Annotated in this window: 9 protein-coding genes; 7 read left to right on the forward strand and 2 right to left on the reverse strand. The window is 73.5% G+C overall.

Annotated features, from left to right (window positions below):
* The first annotated feature begins 54 nt into the window (after positions 1-54).
* From WJM95_RS19590 to WJM95_RS19615, 6 genes are all read left to right on the forward strand, one after another.
* Positions 55-3,000: a protein kinase gene (locus WJM95_RS19590; RefSeq protein ID WP_339130986.1), complete on the forward strand. Its 2,946-nt coding sequence runs from the start codon at positions 55-57 to the stop codon at positions 2,998-3,000.
* A gap of 189 nt (positions 3,001-3,189) precedes the next feature.
* A complete protein-coding gene (locus WJM95_RS19595; RefSeq protein WP_339135681.1) occupies positions 3,190-4,803 on the forward strand; it encodes a serine/threonine-protein kinase in 1,614 nt (537 codons plus the stop codon).
* Between the two features lie 125 nt (positions 4,804-4,928).
* The gene (locus WJM95_RS19600) at positions 4,929-6,581 is read left to right on the forward strand and encodes a protein kinase (protein ID WP_339130987.1); all 1,653 of its coding nucleotides are present in this window, start codon (positions 4,929-4,931) and stop codon (positions 6,579-6,581) included.
* A gap of 107 nt (positions 6,582-6,688) precedes the next feature.
* Positions 6,689-8,578 carry a protein kinase gene (locus tag WJM95_RS19605; RefSeq protein ID WP_339130988.1) on the forward strand — a complete coding sequence of 630 codons (1,890 nt, stop codon included), beginning with the start codon at positions 6,689-6,691 and terminating at the stop codon, positions 8,576-8,578.
* Positions 8,579-8,705: 127 nt separating this feature from the next.
* The gene (locus WJM95_RS19610) at positions 8,706-10,568 is read left to right on the forward strand and encodes a succinic semialdehyde dehydrogenase (RefSeq protein ID WP_339130989.1); all 1,863 of its coding nucleotides are present in this window, start codon (positions 8,706-8,708) and stop codon (positions 10,566-10,568) included.
* 72 nt (positions 10,569-10,640) lie between these two features.
* The gene (locus WJM95_RS19615; protein ID WP_339130990.1) at positions 10,641-12,464 is read left to right on the forward strand and encodes a GMC family oxidoreductase; all 1,824 of its coding nucleotides are present in this window, start codon (positions 10,641-10,643) and stop codon (positions 12,462-12,464) included.
* A 151-nt stretch (positions 12,465-12,615) separates the two neighbouring features.
* Here WJM95_RS19615 and WJM95_RS19620 read toward each other — a convergent pair whose 3' ends face one another.
* A complete protein-coding gene (locus tag WJM95_RS19620; RefSeq protein WP_339130991.1) occupies positions 12,616-13,485 on the reverse strand; it encodes an LPXTG cell wall anchor domain-containing protein in 870 nt (289 codons plus the stop codon).
* 340 nt (positions 13,486-13,825) lie between these two features.
* Between WJM95_RS19620 and WJM95_RS19625 the strand changes: the two genes are divergently transcribed.
* A complete protein-coding gene (locus WJM95_RS19625) occupies positions 13,826-15,034 on the forward strand; it encodes a hypothetical protein (protein ID WP_339130992.1) in 1,209 nt (402 codons plus the stop codon).
* A 531-nt stretch (positions 15,035-15,565) separates the two neighbouring features.
* Here the strand turns inward: WJM95_RS19625 and WJM95_RS19630 are convergent.
* On the reverse strand, positions 15,566-15,850 hold the full coding sequence (locus tag WJM95_RS19630; RefSeq protein ID WP_339130993.1) for a chorismate mutase: 285 nt from the start codon (positions 15,848-15,850) through the stop codon (positions 15,566-15,568).
* Positions 15,851-16,131: the final 281 nt, after the last annotated feature.

Genomic DNA, 16,131 nt, shown 5'->3' on the forward strand with positions numbered 1-16,131 from the left:
ACAACGGAACGCACGGCGAACGGAATTGACCAACCGGTCGGCTGGGGGAGCATCGTGGACGACTACGCGGGACGGGTACTCGCCGACCGCTACCGCCTGCCCCTGCCGCCCTCCGACGCCTACGAACTCGCCGAGAGCCGCGCCTTCGACACCTACAGCGGGCAGGAAGTCCTGGTACGGCAGGTGCCGTTGCCCGAGGTCGTCGAGGCCGAGATGCTCGACGCGGACGGACTGCCCGACGGATTCGTGGCCAGGGACGGCGGCGTGCGGCGGGCGTCGGCCCGCACCACCCGGCGGCCCACCGAACCGGCGGTCCTGCGCGCGATCGACGCGGCACAGGCCGCCGCGCGCATCCCCGACCACCCCCGGCTCGACCAGGTCTTCGACGTGTTCGCCGAGGGCGGGTCGCTGTGGATCGTCAGCGAACTGGTGCCCGCCCGGCCGCTGGCGGCGCTGCTCGCCGAGAAGCCGCTCAGCCCGTACCGCGCAGCGGAGGTCGCCGCCGACGTCCTGACCGCGCTGCGGGTCCTGCACGCGCACGGCTGGGTGCACCGGAACATCACCGCGCGCACGGTCCTCGTCTGCGACGACGGACGTGTCCTGCTCACCGGGCTGGCGGCCGGGGCCGCCGAAGAGGCGCTGTGCGGGTACGACCCGGTGCCGGCGCCCGAGGACGACTTCACGGCCGGCGGCGGGACCGGCCCCGGCGCCGGGCGGCCCGACCCGGGTCCGGCCGGGCGGGGCGCCTCCCGGGGCCCCGCCGGAGGGACCGGATTCGGCGGTGCCCCCCGCGGTGTCGCCGTGGCGGCCACGAGCGGCGCCGACGCGGAAGCGGCCCGGCGCGCGGCGATCGAGGCGCGCGCCGAGCAGGGAACACCGGTCCCAGGGGCACCGGTCCCCGGCGCCCCCGTGGCGGGCCGGGCCCCCCGCGCGCTGGAATCCGGAGGTCCGGCGGGCCGGGGCCGTCCGACGGGAGCGGCGGCACCGGACGGCGGGCCGGAGACGGGCGGCGGACCGGAGGACGCCGGGGAAGACATCCGTGCCGCGCGCGCCGGAGCCATCGCCGCCTACCGAGCCCGAGCCCGTGCCGCCGCCCGCGTCCAGGGAGAGTGGAAGGGCGGCGACCCGCTCGCCCTTCCCGCGCCCCGGCCCTCGGCACCCGGCGAGCAGACCGCCCAGGACGGCCGGTACGGCACCTCGCCGCACTCCCCGCAGGACCGGACCCCCGCCTCGCCGCAGCTCCCCGGCCAGGGCGAACGGCAGCACCCCCACGGCACGCCCCCGGGCCAGATAGCCGACCCGTACGGAGTCGGCGGCACGAGCAGGTACGGAGTCCAGCCGCGGCCCGGCGGGGACGACGGCAGGGCGCGCCCCCCGTTCGCCGCTGGATCGGCGCCGGGGCCGGACGACACGGCGTACGGCCGTTCGGCGCTCGCGCCGGGACAGACACCCCACGGCACCGGACACGGCGACCGTCCCGGCGCTCCCGCCCCCGGTCGGCCGGTGGGCGGCGACCGGGCCGCGTACGAAGGCCGCCCCGCCGGCGGGTTCCAGGCCCCGCGCGGCACCCAAGTGCCCGTGCCGCCCGGCGGATTCACGGACCCAGGACACGCCCGTCCCCCCGGTCCCACCCGCGTGCCCGCGCAGCACTCCGCTCCGGCCCCCGCCCCCGCCCCGCACCGTCCCGGCGTCGGCTGGGGCGACCCGGCCGCCGGGACGCCGCCGCGCCGGGGACCGGCCACCGCGCTCGCGGCCGAGCGGGCCCGGCAGGCGCGGATGGCGGTGGTCGGACCGGTCACCGAGCGCTGGGCGCCCGAGCAGGCAGGACCGGTGCACGAGAACTGGCAGCTGGCGGCCCCCATCGGACCGGCGACCGACCTGTGGGCGCTCGGCGCGCTGCTCTTCCGCGCCGTACAGGGCCACGCCCCGTACCCGGAGGAGAACACCGCCGAGCTGGTCCAGCTGGTGTGCGCGGAGCCGCCCGCCTTCGCCGAGGAGTGCGGGCCGCTGCGGCCCGTCGTGGAGTCGCTGCTGCGCCAGGACCCCACCGAGCGGCTCGACTTCGAGGAACTGCGCGGCTGGCTGCGGTCGTTGGTGCGCTCCGCGCCCGAGCCCGAGGCCGGGACGCACGTCGTGTCCGTGCCGCCCGCCGATCCCAGCCGGCTGCCGATCGTGCGGCGCCGGGGCGAACTCGTGCGCAGGCGCAGGGCCGGGCTGCCCGCGACCAGTCCGCACGCCCGTCACAAGCGCGCCAGGCGGGAGAACGCCCCGCCCCGCAGGCTGGGCCGCAACCTGCTCCTGCTGGTCCTGCTCCTGCTGGCCGCCGCGGTCGCGTACGCGGTCGCCTTCATGCCCAAGGCGGACCGCAGCGGCACCGGTTCGGAGCGGACGGGGGCCGCCGGACAGGCCGGTCCCGCCACCCCCGCGGGCGGCGACCCGACGGCGAGCGGCGGGCCCACCTCGGACCAGACCTCGCCGGACCCCGGCAAGAGCCCCTCGGGGAAGTCCAGTTCGACCGCCTCGCACACCAGCCCCGACCCCGGTGTCGCCCAGGGGTTCACCCTCCGCAAGGACCCCGAGGGATTCCAGGTCGCCGTGGCGAGCGGCTGGACCCGCTCGCCGAGGAACGGAAGCGGCCAGATCGTCTACTCCCAGGGGGACTTCGAGCTCATCGTCGTCCCCGGCCGCGACGGCACGGGCACGTACGGCAGCGACCCGATGACCTATCAGCGGGAGAGCGAGAAGGAGTTGCAGCCCTTCCGGGACTCGACCTGGGCCACCTCCAGCGGGATGCGCCGGATCGACGTGGGCGGCAAAGCGATGGCCGAAGGACAGTTCACCTGGCAGGACACGGCCGGGCATTCGCTCTACGTGCGCAACCTCGCGATCCTCGTCTCAGGGCACTACCACGTGGTGCAGGTGCGCGGCCCGGACGCCGAACGCGACGAGGTGACCCGGCTGTACGAACAGGCCTCGTCGACGTACCAAGTCACCCGCTGAACAACCCATTTGTCCCGCCGCGCGCCGCGTATGCGCAGGCGGGAGCGGCTGAACGCCAAACGGTTCCCTTCCGTACAAGGAAGGGACAACCGTCACAGTGCGGTCTCCGTACGACCCCGCTTGTTCCCAGGGTGGGCACCGCTCTTTAGTCTGACCCTGTCAAGACCATTGCGGGGAAACGTGAATCAGATGCAGGGCCTGCTCCTCGCGGGCCGCTACCGGCTTGTCGAATCCATCGGCAGCGGTGGCATGGGCCGGGTTTGGCGCGCCCACGATGAGGTGCTGCACCGCGCCGTCGCGGTCAAGGAACTGACCGCCGCGCTCTACGTCGCCGAGAGCGACCTGGCCCGGCTGCTCGCCAGGACCCACGCCGAGGCACGGGCCGCGGCCCGGATCAACCACTCCGCCGTCGTCACCATCCACGACGTGCTGGAACACGACAACCGGCCGTGGATCGTCATGGAACTGGTCGAGGGCAACTCGCTGGCCGACGAGGTCAAGGACCGGGGGCGCCTCGAACCGGCCGAGGCGGCGCGGATCGGGCTGTGGGTGCTGCGCGCGCTGCGCGCCGCGCACGCGGCCGGGGTGCTGCACCGCGACGTGAAGCCGGGCAACGTCCTGCTGTCGCCCGACCGGCGGGTCCTGCTCACCGACTTCGGTATCGCGCAGGTCGAGGGGGACACGACGATCACGCGCACCGGCGAGATCGTCGGCTCCGTCGACTACCTCGCGCCCGAGCGCGTGCGGGGCCATGTCCCCGGCCCGTCCTCCGACCTCTGGGCCCTCGGCGCGACGCTGTACACGGCGGTCGAGGGCAGATCCCCGTTCCGCCGCACGTCCCCGATCGGCACGATGCAGGCCGTGGTGGAGGAGGAACCTGCCGAAGCGGTCAACGCGGGAGCGCTGGGGCCCGTCCTCGCCGCGCTGCTGCGCAAGGATCCGGCCGAGCGGCCCGGTGCGGCGCAGGCCGAGCAGATGCTCGCCGACGTGGCGGAGGGGCGACTGTCCGGTGCGGCGCAGTCGCATGCGGTGGCGGGGCCGGCCGGGTACGACACCGCGGAGACGGGGACCGGTATCGGCACCCGCTCCCAGACGGCCGTGGTGACGCCGTATCCGCAGGGGACGGCCGGGGTCGTGCCCGCGACGTCGAAGCGGCACCGCCTGCGTACGTTCGCGCTGGTCGTCGCCCTCGCCACGATCGTCGGCGGGGGTGTCGCGGTCGGCCTCCAGCAGTTCGGCACGAGTGACCGCCACGGCGACTCCGCCTCCGGAACGTCGACCCCGAAGGCCGACACCACGCCGGGCGGCGACGGCGGCCAGGGGACGGTTCCCGCCGGCTGGGAGCGGCTCGACGACCCGGTGGGCTTCAGCATCTCCCTGCCCCGGGGATGGAAGCGGTCCGTGTCCATCGACAAGGACGGTCTCCAGCAGGTCGACTACTCGCCCGACAAGGGCAAGCACCTCGTGCGGGTCGCCGTCGACACCGCGCCGGACTTTCCCACCTCGTACGAGCACATGAGCGACCTGGAATACAGGGTCTCGCGGCGGCTCGTGGACTACAAGAAGCTCACCTTCAAGAAGGAGCTCTTCCGCGACCAGCCGGACCTGCGCTGGGAGTACTCGTGGAACGCGCTGGCCAAGGACCCGCCGCACTACTTCCCCGGGCCCTACCACGCGATCGACGTCGGCTACATGAACCGCGCGGGCACCGAGTACGCCCTCTACTCGGCCTCACCGGCCGCCGACTGGGCCACCACCAGCAAACAGTTCGACTGGATCCTGCGGAGCTTCAAGGAGAACTGACCCGGCCGGAGCGGACGTTTCCGCTCCGGCTTCCCCTGAGCGTGCCCGCCGCTGTCCTGGAGTGGTGGCACAGTGGCCGGTCGCTGCCACGGAAGACGTTCGTCCGGTGCGGCATGATGGGGCACATGGGGACCGAGGGGGAGAACGTCCGGCTGATCGCGGGGCGTTATCGGCTGGAGACCAGGATCGGCCGGGGCGGCATGGGTGTCGTCTGGCGTGCCACCGACCAACTGCTCGGCCGCAGGGTCGCAGTGAAGGAGCTCGCCCTCGACGACTCGCTCTCCGCCGAGGAGTCCCGGCTCCAGCGCGACCGCACCCTGCGCGAGGCGCGAGCCGTCGCCCAGCTGCACCACCCGCACATCATCGTCGTCCACGACGTCGTCGAGGACGACGAACGCCCGTACATCGTCATGGAGTTGATCGACGGCGGCTCCCTCGCCGAACGGATCTCCGCGAACGGCCCGGTCGACGCCCGCGAGGCCGCCCGTATCGGCATCGACCTGCTCGGAGCGCTGCGCCGCGCGCACGAGGCGGGCGTCCTGCACCGCGACCTCAAGCCCGCCAACGTCCTGGTCGAGGCCGGCACCGACCGCGTCGTGCTCACCGACTTCGGGATCGCCCAGGTCGCGGGCGCGACGACCCTCACCGAGACCGGCGCGTTCGTCGGCTCGCCCGAGTACACCGCGCCCGAACGGATGGCCGGGGCGCGCACCGGCCCCGAGTCCGACCTGTGGTCGCTCGGCGTGCTGCTGTGCGCGGTGCTGAGCGGGGCGTCCCCCTTCCGGCGCGACTCCCTCGGCGGCATCCTGCACGCGGTCGTCGTCGACGAGATCCGCCCGCCGGCCCAGGCCGCGCCCCTGCTGCCCGTCGTACGCGGGCTGCTGGAGCGGGATCCGGAGCGGCGGCTCGACGCGGCGGAGGCGGAGCGGATGCTGCGCGCCTTCCGGGACACCGGCCGCACCCCGCGGCTCCTGGTCCCGTACACGCCGACCCGGCGGGACGTGCCCAAGGTGTCCCTGCGCAGACCCGCCCCCGAGCCGACGCCGGCCTCCGCCGCCGTGGCCGGCCAGCCGCCCCGGCAGTCCACCCGCAGTCTCCTGGTCGCCGCCGCCCTGGTCGCCGCCATGGCCGGTGCCGGCGTGTCCGCGGCCGCGCTGCTGGTGGGCGGCGGCGGGCACGGCGGACCGGCCTCGTCGAGCGCGCCGGGCACACCCGGCACCCCGAGTACGTCCTCCACCGCGCCCGGTGCCTCGGGCACGCCGTCGGCCCCGGCCCACGCGGCCGGCCCCACCGTCACCGTGACCAGCCGCCGGACGCCGTCCGCCCCCGCCCGCACCGCGCCCTCGGGCTACCGCGTCGCCTCCGACCCGAACGGCTTCTCGCTCGCCGTACCGGACGGCTTCACCCGCGATCCGCAGGGGGAGCGGATCTTCTACATGTCACCGGGGGAAACCTTCCGCATCGGCGTCAAGGTGGCCGACCCCGCGGCGGGCGGCCCGCTCGGCGTGATGCAGCGCGCGGACGCCTCCGGGCCGGCGAACAACCCCGGCTATCACGACGGCACGGTCGCCCGGACGGTGCACGACGGACACACCGCCGCCCTCTGGGAGTTCAGCTGGAACGGCTTCACCACGGCGGAGGGCCCCCGGCACACCTACGACCTGTGCTGGGAGCAGGGCGGCCGGATGTACGACGTCTGGGTCTCCGCGCCGGTGGGCCGGGTCACGGAGGCGAAGGAGTACTTCGACGTGGCGGTGGACACCTTCGCGGTCCCGTGACGGAGAGGGTCCGCAACCGGGAGATAAGGGATGCCCGCGTCACGGGTCTGTGACCGCTGGGGGCGGAGGCTGGATGACGCCGTGCCCGCCGCGATACAGATGAACCCATGAGCGACGACGGGGGAGTCCCTCACGGGGGCGACGCGACGACGAGTTTCAGTCTGCAACCGCCGAGACCCGTGACGCGGGAACCGCGGGCGCAGCAGGGCGCCATCGTGCCGGGGCCGCCGGCCGAGGGCGGGGCGCGGGGCACGGCTGCGGAGGACGGGGCGGCGGACCGGCCGGCGGAGGCCGCGGTGTACGCCGGGCAGCCCGGGATCCCGGTCGCGGTCCCGTACCCGGGCAATCCCTACGCCACGCCCGCCGCGACGCTCGCTGCCACGCCCGACGCCACGCCCGAAGACGCGTCCGGCGCCACCGCCCCGGACCGGTCGCCGACCCCCGCCCCGGACCGGTCGCCGACCCCCGCGGCGGAACCGGGGGCGGGCCGGCTCGTCGCAGGGCGCTACCGCCTGCTCGGCAGGCTGGGACACGGCGGCATGGGCACGGTGTGGCGGGCCAGGGACGAGACCGTGGACCGTGAGGTGGCCGTCAAGGAGCCCCGCGTCCCCGACCACCTTCCCGAGCGCGAACGGGCCAACGCCCACGAACGGATGCGCCGCGAGGCCCGCGCGGCGGCACGGCTCGACCATCCCGCCGTGGTGAACGTCCACGACGTGGCGGTCGTGGACGGACAGCCCTGGATCGTCATGGAGCTCGTGCGGGGCCGCTCGCTCGGCGACGCGCTGAAGGAGGGCACGCTCGACGGCCCGGAGGCCGCGCGCATCGGCCTGGAGGTCCTCGGCGCCCTGGAGGCGGCGCACGCGGCGGGCGTCCTGCACCGTGACGTCAAGCCCGACAACGTGCTCCTCGGCCCCCACGGCCGTGTCGTGCTCACCGACTTCGGCATCGCCCGCATCGACGGCGACACGAGCCTGACGGACACCGGCGGCTTCGTCGGCTCGCCCGAGTACGTCGCCCCGGAGCGGGTGCTGGGAGTGCGCCCGGGCCCCGCCTCCGACCTGTGGTCGCTCGGCGTGCTGCTCTACGCCGCCACCGAGGGAGTCTCGCCGTTCCGGCGCAGCAACACCCTCGCCACGCTCCAGTCGGTCCTCAACGCGGCGCCGGCCGCGCCCTCCTCGGCGGGTGCCCCGCTGGCGGAGGCGATCAGCGGCCTGCTGGCCAAGGAGCCGTCCCGCCGTCCCGCGGCGGCCGAGGTGCGGCGCCTGCTGGAGGAGGCGGTACGGCAGCCGGCCCCGACGCGGGTCGAGCGGTTCGAGGGCGGCGGGGGCCCGGGCGGCGCCCCGGCAGTCTCCGGCGGGGGCGTCCGGATCGGCCGCAGGGCCCTGATCGGCCTCGTGGCGTCGTTCGCGGCCGTGGTCGTCGCGGGGGCGGCGACGGCGTACGTGGTGATCAAGGACCCGTTCGCCGGTCCGCTGCCGGACGGCTGGCGGAAGCGGCACGTGGCGGACGTCGCCGCGACGCTCGCGGTGCCCGCGGAGTACCAGGTGGGGACCCCGGACCGGAAGACGGACAAGGCGCACTGGGTCACGTACACCGACTGGAGCGGGAGCATCTCGGTCGGGCTGAGCCTCGCCCTGAAGTCCGAGGACACGAGCAAGGAGATCAAGGACTCGGCGCGGGCCGAGATGTACGCGGACGACGGAGAGTTCAAGGCGAGCGGCGCCTACATCCTGAACATGCCGGCCGGTCCCCGGACGAAGCCGGACGCCAGGACGACGTACCGGGGCAGGGAGTCCGCCGAGAACACGGTGGTCTACAAGACCGACGACAGCCAGAACCCCCGTCCGCGCGAGGTGCGGTTCTTCTACTACAAGTCGAAGTCCGGCGACATGTACCGGCTCACGGTCAGCTATCCGGGCCGTGGTGACTTCACCGCGCGGGGCCGTGAGGTCGCCGCGGCGGCGATCGCGAACCTGGAGGTCGACCGACCGTGATCGCCGGACCGACAACGCCCTGATCAGCGCATTTGCTGCCAGTGATCACTGGCAGTGTGTGAGTACTCCGTGAAAGGCCATTACCGACGGGTACCCAAAGGGAGCGAGGAGGCATACTCTGCGCCTCATGACGGACTCGCAGGCCGCGGAGCAGGCCACGGAAAGCACCGGCGCCGACGAGGCGGCCGGTACCGACACAGCGGTCGGCGTGGCCGCCGCGACGGACGCGGACCTGGCGTCCGCCGCCGACGCGGACACGGCGGGCGACACGGCGAACCCCGAGGGGACGCCCGTAGCCCCGGAGCCCGCGGCCGTGGCCGAAACGCCGGCCGTCGCGGAGACGCCCGCCGCAGCCGTGGCCGAAACGCCGGCCGTCGCGGAGACGCCCGCCCCCCCCGCGGCCCTCGGCACCAACCCGATCGCTCCCTCGCCGGCAGGCGCCCGCACCGCCGCCGACGTGGTCACCCCCGAGCTCGTCGCGCAGCTCACCAAGGGGGTCGCGGGATCCGGGCGGACCGCCAACCACACACCGTTCACCGGCGAGAAGCTCGCCGACGTCCCCGAGTCCACCCCGGAGGACGTCGAGAAGGCCTTCGAGCGGGCCCGTACCGCGCAGAGCGCCTGGGCGGCCACCCCGGTACGGCGCCGCGCCGCCGTCCTGCTCCGCTTCCACGACCTCGTGCTCGCCCGGCAGGCCGAGGTCCTGGACCTCATCCAGCTGGAGACCGGCAAGACCCGGCTGCACGCCCACGAGGAGATCCAGGCCGTCCTCATCGCCGCCCGGCACTACGGGCTCAAGGCACCCTCGTACCTGCGTCCCAAGCGCCACGCGGGCGCCATGCCCACCCTCACCAAGGTCACCGAACTGCGGCACCCGCGCGGTGTCGTCGGGCAGATCGCGCCCTGGAACTACCCGCTGGAGCTGTCCGTCGGCGACGCGATCCCGGCGTTCGTCGCGGGCAACGCGGTCGTCATGAAGCCCGACACCGAGACCTGCCTGACCGCCCTGTGGGCGCGCGACCTGCTGATCGAGGCGGGACTGCCCGCCGAGGTCTTCCAGGTCGTCATCGGCGACGGACCGGTCGTCGGACCCGAGGTCGTCCGGCACGCCGACTACGTCTCCTTCACCGGCTCGACCCGCACCGGCCGCGAGGTCGCCCAGGGCGCGGCCGCCCGGCTCGTCGGTGTCTCCCTCGAACTCGGCGGCAAGAACGCCATGGTGGTCCTGGAGGACGCCGACCTGGACAAGGCCGCCGCCGGCGCCGTCCGCGCCTGCTTCTCCTCCGCCGGCCAGCTCTGCATCTCCATCGAGCGGCTGTTCGTCCACGAGTCGGTCGCCGACGCCTTCATCGAGCGGTTCGCCGCCAGGACCAGGGCCATGCGGCTCGGCACGTCCCTCGCCTTCGGGGCGGACATGGGCTCGCTGGTCGGGGAGCGGCAGCTGGAGACCGTCACGCGGCACGTCGAGGAGGCCGTCGCCAAGGGGGCCACGGTCGTCGCCGGCGGGGTCGCCCGGCCCGACGTCGGCCCGTACTTCTTCGAGCCCACCATCCTCGACGGCGTGGAGGCCCCGATGGCCGTCTGCGCCGAGGAGACCTTCGGGCCCGTCGTCTCCATCTACCGGTTCGCGACCGAGGACGAGGTCGTCGAGCGAGCCAACTCCACGTCGTACGGCCTCAATTCGTCCGTCTGGACGAAGGACGGGCGGCGCGGCCGTGCGATCGCGGCCCGGCTGCGCACCGGCACCGTGAACGTCAACGAGGGCTACGCGCCCGCGTACGGCAGTGTCCAGTCGCCGATGGGCGGCATGAAGGACTCCGGTCTCGGCCGCCGGCACGGCTCCGAGGGCATCCTCAAGTACACCGAGGCGCAGACGGTCGCCCACCAGAGGCTGCTGCCGATGGCGCCCTCGCTCGGCATGGACGACGAGAAGTACGCGGCGTTCATGAGCCGGAGCCTGAAGGTGATGAAGGCCTTCCGGCTGCGGTAGCCCGCGGTCCCATGACCGGATCCCCACGGTTCTCGAACGGTTCTTGACGGTTCTCAACGAGGAGAGCGGCACGTGTCACAGGAGAGCTCTGTCCAGGAACAGCCGGACGAGGGTACGCACGACGACGAGGGAACGTACGACTACGACGTCCTCGTCGTCGGCTCCGGCTTCGGCGGTTCCGTCACCGCCCTGCGGCTGACGGAGAAGGGGTACCGCGTCGGTGTCCTCGAAGCCGGCCGGCGCTTCACCCGCGACACCCTGCCCAAGAACTCCTGGGACCTCAAGAACTACCTCTGGGCCCCCCGGCTCGGCATGTACGGCATCCAGCGCATCCATCTGCTGGGCAATGTGATGGTGCTCGCCGGGGCGGGTGTGGGCGGCGGCTCGCTCAACTACGCCAACACCCTCTACGTCCCCCCGAAGCCGTTCTTCGAGGACCCGCAGTGGAAGGACATCACCGACTGGGAGGAGGAGCTGAAGCCGTACTACGACCAGGCCCGGCGCATGCTGGGCGTGCGGCTCAACCCCACCACGACCCCCTCGGACGTGCACCTCAAGGCCGCCGCGGAGCGGATGGGGGTCGGCGACACCTTCCACATGGCGCCCGTCGGTGTCTTCTTCGGCGACGGGCAGGACGCGGACGGGTCCGCCGGGGCGCGGCCCGGCGAGGAGGTCGCCGACCCGTACTTCGGTGGTGCCGGGCCCTCGCGCAAGGCCTGCACCGAGTGCGGCGAGTGCATGACCGGCTGCCGCCACGGCGCCAAGAACACCCTCAACGAGAACTATCTCTTCCTCGCCGAGAAGGCGGGCGCGGTCGTCCATCCCATGACGACCGTCGTGTCCCTCACCGACGACTCGCGGGGCGGCTACGCCGTCCAGACCCTGCCGACGGACGACCGGCGCAAGGGGGAGGGGCGGACGTTCACCGCGCGGCGGGTCGTTCTCGCGGCCGGCACCTACGGCACCCAGACGCTGCTGCACCGCATGAAGGCCGGAGGGCAGCTGCCGTATCTCTCGAAGCGGCTCGGTGAGCTGACCCGCACCAACTCCGAGGCGCTGGTGGGCGCGCAGACCGACGACCGCCGCTACCGCAAGGCGCACGGGAGCAACGCCGACTTCACCCGGGGCGTGGCCATCACGTCCTCGATCCACCCGGACGCGGACACCCACATCGAACCCGTCCGCTACGGCAAGGGCTCCAACGCGATGGGCGGCATGTCCATCCTCCAGGTCCCCTACGCCGAGGGCTCGTCGAGGGTGGCCGGATGGTTCGTCAACGCGGCCCGCCATCCGCTGCTCGTGCTCAGGTCGCTCTCCAACCGCCGCTGGTCCGAACGCACCATCATCGGGCTGGTGATGCAGTCGCTCGACAACTCGCTGACGACGTACCTCAAGCCGAAGGGCGCGGGCAAGGGCCTCCTGACGGCACGTCAGGGACACGGTGCCCCCAACCCCAAGCAGATCGAGGCCGCTTCACGGGCCGCCTCCGTGCTCGCCGAGGAGATCAACGGCTTCCCGGGCAGCAACGTCGGTGAGCTGATGGGCACTCCGCTGACCGCGCACTTCCTCGGCGGCTGCCCGATCGGCGCCGACGCGGAGGCGGGTGTCATCGACCCGTACCACCGGCTCCACGGGTACCCCGGCATCTCCGTCGTCGACGGCGCCGCCGTCTCCGCGAACCTCGGCGTCAACCCGTCGCTCACCATCACCGCGCAGGCCGAGCGGGCGATGTCGTTCTGGCCCAACAAGGGCGAGGCCGATCCGCGACCGGCCCCGGGGGCCTCGTACGAGCGTCTCAAGGCGGTCGAGCCGCAGAGCCCCGCCGTCCCCGCCGACGCCTTCGGCGCGCTGCGGCTGCCGTTCCTGGGCATGCCCGCGATGCCCCCGAAGCCGTAGGGCCCCGGCGGCCGCGGCCCCGGCCGCCGAGGAGGCCCGTGGAACGAAAGGAAGGACCTGCGCCCCCCTCCGAGCGCAGGTCCTTCTCTTCGTACGTGCTCTTCGTACGCGCCCGACGTGCGCGTCGGTCGTGCCGTGCCGAGCCTCGGTGCTACGCGCTCGCGCCGGACTTGCGGCGGCGGACGACGACCAGCGCGCCCGCGCCGGCGACGACGGCGATACCGCCGGCGAGGCCGATCATCGGCAGGGCGGAGCTGGAGCCCGTCGCGGCGAGGCTGCCGTCGACCTGCGGCGTGCTGCTCTTGTCGGCGGGCTTGTCCGAAACCGGGACCTTGCCGCCTTCCTGCGGCTTGGTGCCGCCGGTGTCCGTGCCGGACGAGACGATCTGGAACTTGTACGCGACCTCGCCGTAGCCGGTGCACTCCGCGTCGGCGTCGCCGTAGATGCTGGCGCCGAGGGAGAAGCCCGCGCCGACCGGGGCGCTGGAGTGCACGTTGATGCGGAGCGGGATGTCGACCTCGTAGTCGGGCTTGAGGGAGTCGGTGTAGCCGACGTAACCCACCGCGTAGCCCTCGGAGTCGACGTCCTCCCAGGTCCTGTCGTCCGGGTTGTACGCCTGGAGCTGGACCTTCTTGCTCTGGAAGAGGTCCTCGCCCGCCTTGTCGGAGGACGCGCCGGCGAAGAAGCCGAGGTCGCTCAGGGTGGAGTCGGAGTTGTTCAGGACGTTCAGGGAGAACTTGTGCCAGCCGCTGCCCGCCGCGATCTTGCCGGGCAGGCCCGTGATGGAGACGTCGACCTTGGAGTCCGAGCACTCGGAGGGCTCGGGCTCGGGGGACTCCGACGCCGACGCGGACGCGGAGGCGCTCGGCGCGGGCGACGACGCCGAGGCGGAGCCGCTCGGGGCCGGGGCGGACGCGGACGTGCCGGCGGACGCCGACGCGGTGGCCGAAGCCGAGTTGCCCGGCTCCGGGGCCGACGCGGACGCGCTCGGCGACGCCGACTCGGACGCGGACTCTGACACGCTCGCACTCGGGGACGGGCTCTCATCCGCGAACGCGGCCGGCGCGACCGACAGCAACGCGAGCGGGGCTATGGCAGCCGTCGCGGCCGCAGTGGCCATGGCACGGCGAAGCTTCATGAAGACCTCGGAAGTCCAGTGCGCCGTGAACTCGCGGCGCGATTATGGCGTTTGGTTGGCGGGGCACCCCCGCGTGCAAGCGCGGATGTGGCCGTTGGTTCTGGAGATGAGACCGGCGGGGCCCTGGAATGGTTGTCCTGCTTCTCACCGGATTCTTATGTGGGCTGGGTCACATCCGTGTGCGCCTTGCGCACGCCCGTTCGAGACGCTTAAAAAGGGCGTCGTGTCTGATCAGCAGCCCGGGGAGACCGGGGAACCTACCGTTCCTGACGATGTGTGGGAGCGCTTCGCGCGCGACAGCGAACGCGAGATCCGCGCCTCGGCCCCCAAGGAACCGTCCGCCCGTGCGCGCATGGTGACGGAACGTCTGCGCCTTCAGGACGAACGGGAGGCCGATCGGGCCGCCCGGCGCGGCGCCCGGAAGAAGGACCCGCGGCCGGCCGCGCAGCCCGAGGGCTGGCGGACGGGCCCCGCCTGGCGCGAGATGGACGGCCGCGCGGCACGGCGCCGCAGGGTGTGGGCGGTCCTCGGGGTCCCCCTCGCCGTCGCCGTGGCCGTCGTCGCGATGAAGCCGTCCCTGCTGCCGGGCGGCCTCTTCGGCTCCTCGGCCAAGTCCGCCGCGGCCGGGCCCCAGTTGCCCGCGGAGACCGCGGCCCCGACCGCCGCGCCCTCCGCCCGGGACTCCTCGACACCCGCCAGGAAGAGGCCGTTCGCCGGATCGCCCGCCGAGCGGTGGGCCGACGGCGCCGACGCGATCATCGTCCCGAAGGCCGCCCCGGTCGGCTCGCTCACCAAGGAGCAGGTGGCCACCGCGTTGCGGCAGACCAAGAAGCTGCTCGTCGGAGCGAACCTCGAACCGGCGACCGTGCGCGGCGGACGTCCGGACACGGCCCTGTCCGTCATCGACCCCAAGCAGCCCCGGATGCTCGACGACGTCAACCGCATGCTGCGCGCACCGGACAGGAAGCACGATCCGCTGAATCTCTTCAGCCGCTTCGACTCCCGGGAGGTGGCCCTGGTCGGGGACGTCGTCAAGGTGCGCGGCCGGATCACCTTCAAGGCGGGCGAGGACGCCGCCGTCGCCGTCCACGCCGACTACACCTTCGTCTACCCGGTGTCCCCGGTGCACGGGAACAAGGCCGAGGTGACCCGCACCATCGTCCGCCGCGTCCTCGACGTGGCGTTCTCCGACCCGAGGAAGTTCCAGGTCACCCCCGGCAAGCTGGTGATCCGCCACTACGACGAGAACATCGGCAACTCGGCCTGCGACGTCTACGACGGCTTCCTGCACCCGCAGTTCGTGTCGGCCATGTCCACCGCCTCCCCGTCCGGCAGCGCGTCGCCGACCGGCCCGGCCGTCGACCCGTACGACCGCAGCCGAGATCTGCGCGACGCCTCGACGGCCGGCTGCGGCACGGTGTCCCGCACCTGACGGCGTCCGTTCCCGGGCCCCCCGGGTCCGGTGAAGGGCCCGGGCACGGTGAAGGGCCCGGGCACGGTGAAGGGCCCCGCGGGACACATGTCCGCGGGGCCCTTCTTCCGACAGCACCGGCGTCAGGGCGGGCCGGTGCCTCGAAGCGGCGTCGGGGGATGCGCCGCTGATCACGGGAGCGGCCGGGCCGCGCGCCACGTCCCATGGGGGCGCGCACCCGACGACGGTCCGGAAAGATTTCCGTCGGGCGGCCCCGGGCGTCCCCGGGGCCGACCGTTCCCTTGAGCGACCGGGCTGCTGTCCCCTGCCGTCCGGTCGCACGACCTGGAGCGAGGTCCCACGACGTACGGCACGATCCGTACGTCTCATCGCTCCAGTGAAGCCACGCGTGGTTCTTTCGGGCCCGCCCCTGGCTGACACGGACACCTGAAGAAACGAAGCCCGCACCGCCCCGGATACGCGCCGTACGGGTGAGAGGCGATGCGTACGTGCGTACGCCGGGTACGCGGGCCGTGCCCCCGGCGGCGCGGCTCAGATCCGGCCGCGGCACAGTTCGAGCAGGGTCATGGCCAGCGAGGTGCCCGGCCTGCCGAGCGCGTCCCGGTAGTGGCCGAGAACCTCCATCTCGCGGGACAGGTTCACCCGGCGGCCGCCCGAGGTGATCCGGGCCTCCTGGATCACGGCCGAGACGGCCATCCGTTCCTGCACGAGACCGATGATCCGGTCGTCGAGGGCGTCGATGCGCTCACGGGCACCGGTGATCACATCGGCGGCCTCGTCGGTGCGGGCGCCGGTCTTGCCGAGTACGTCGGCCATGGTGGGGCTCCTCGGTGGAAGGGGTGCCCCGGAGCGGCAGGGCCCGGAAACGGCAGACGCCCCGGGCCTTGTCGGCCCGGGGCGCCTGGGAAGTCGCTTGTCAGTTGCTCAAGCGGCACGACCATGGCAGCCGGTGGGCCGGTTGCCATAGGTAAACAGGAAGGTCGTGTGCGTGAGCATGACGGCAGTATGCACGCCCGCGGCGGCGCCGGCCAAGCCGGTTCGGATGGTGAGACCGGAGGCCCGGAACCCGCTGGGCACCAGGTCTGCCGCAGCCCCGA

It is taken from the genome of Streptomyces sp. f51 (genome assembly GCF_037940415.1).
Classification (GTDB): Bacteria; Actinomycetota; Actinomycetes; order Streptomycetales; family Streptomycetaceae; genus Streptomyces.

What these genes read in the sequence shown, in the direction of transcription:
- WJM95_RS19605 (WP_339130988.1), top strand. Translation starts at nt 6,689, where the DNA reads ATGAGCGACGACGGGGGAGTCCCTCACGGGGGCGACGCGACGACGAGT.
- WJM95_RS19595 (WP_339135681.1), top strand. Translation starts at nt 3,190, where the DNA reads ATGCAGGGCCTGCTCCTCGCGGGCCGCTACCGGCTTGTCGAATCCATC.
- WJM95_RS19600 (WP_339130987.1), top strand. Translation starts at nt 4,929, where the DNA reads ATGGGGACCGAGGGGGAGAACGTCCGGCTGATCGCGGGGCGTTATCGG.
- WJM95_RS19610 (WP_339130989.1), top strand. Translation starts at nt 8,706, where the DNA reads ATGACGGACTCGCAGGCCGCGGAGCAGGCCACGGAAAGCACCGGCGCC.
- WJM95_RS19630 (WP_339130993.1), bottom strand. Translation starts at nt 15,850, where the DNA reads ATGGCCGACGTACTCGGCAAGACCGGCGCCCGCACCGACGAGGCCGCC.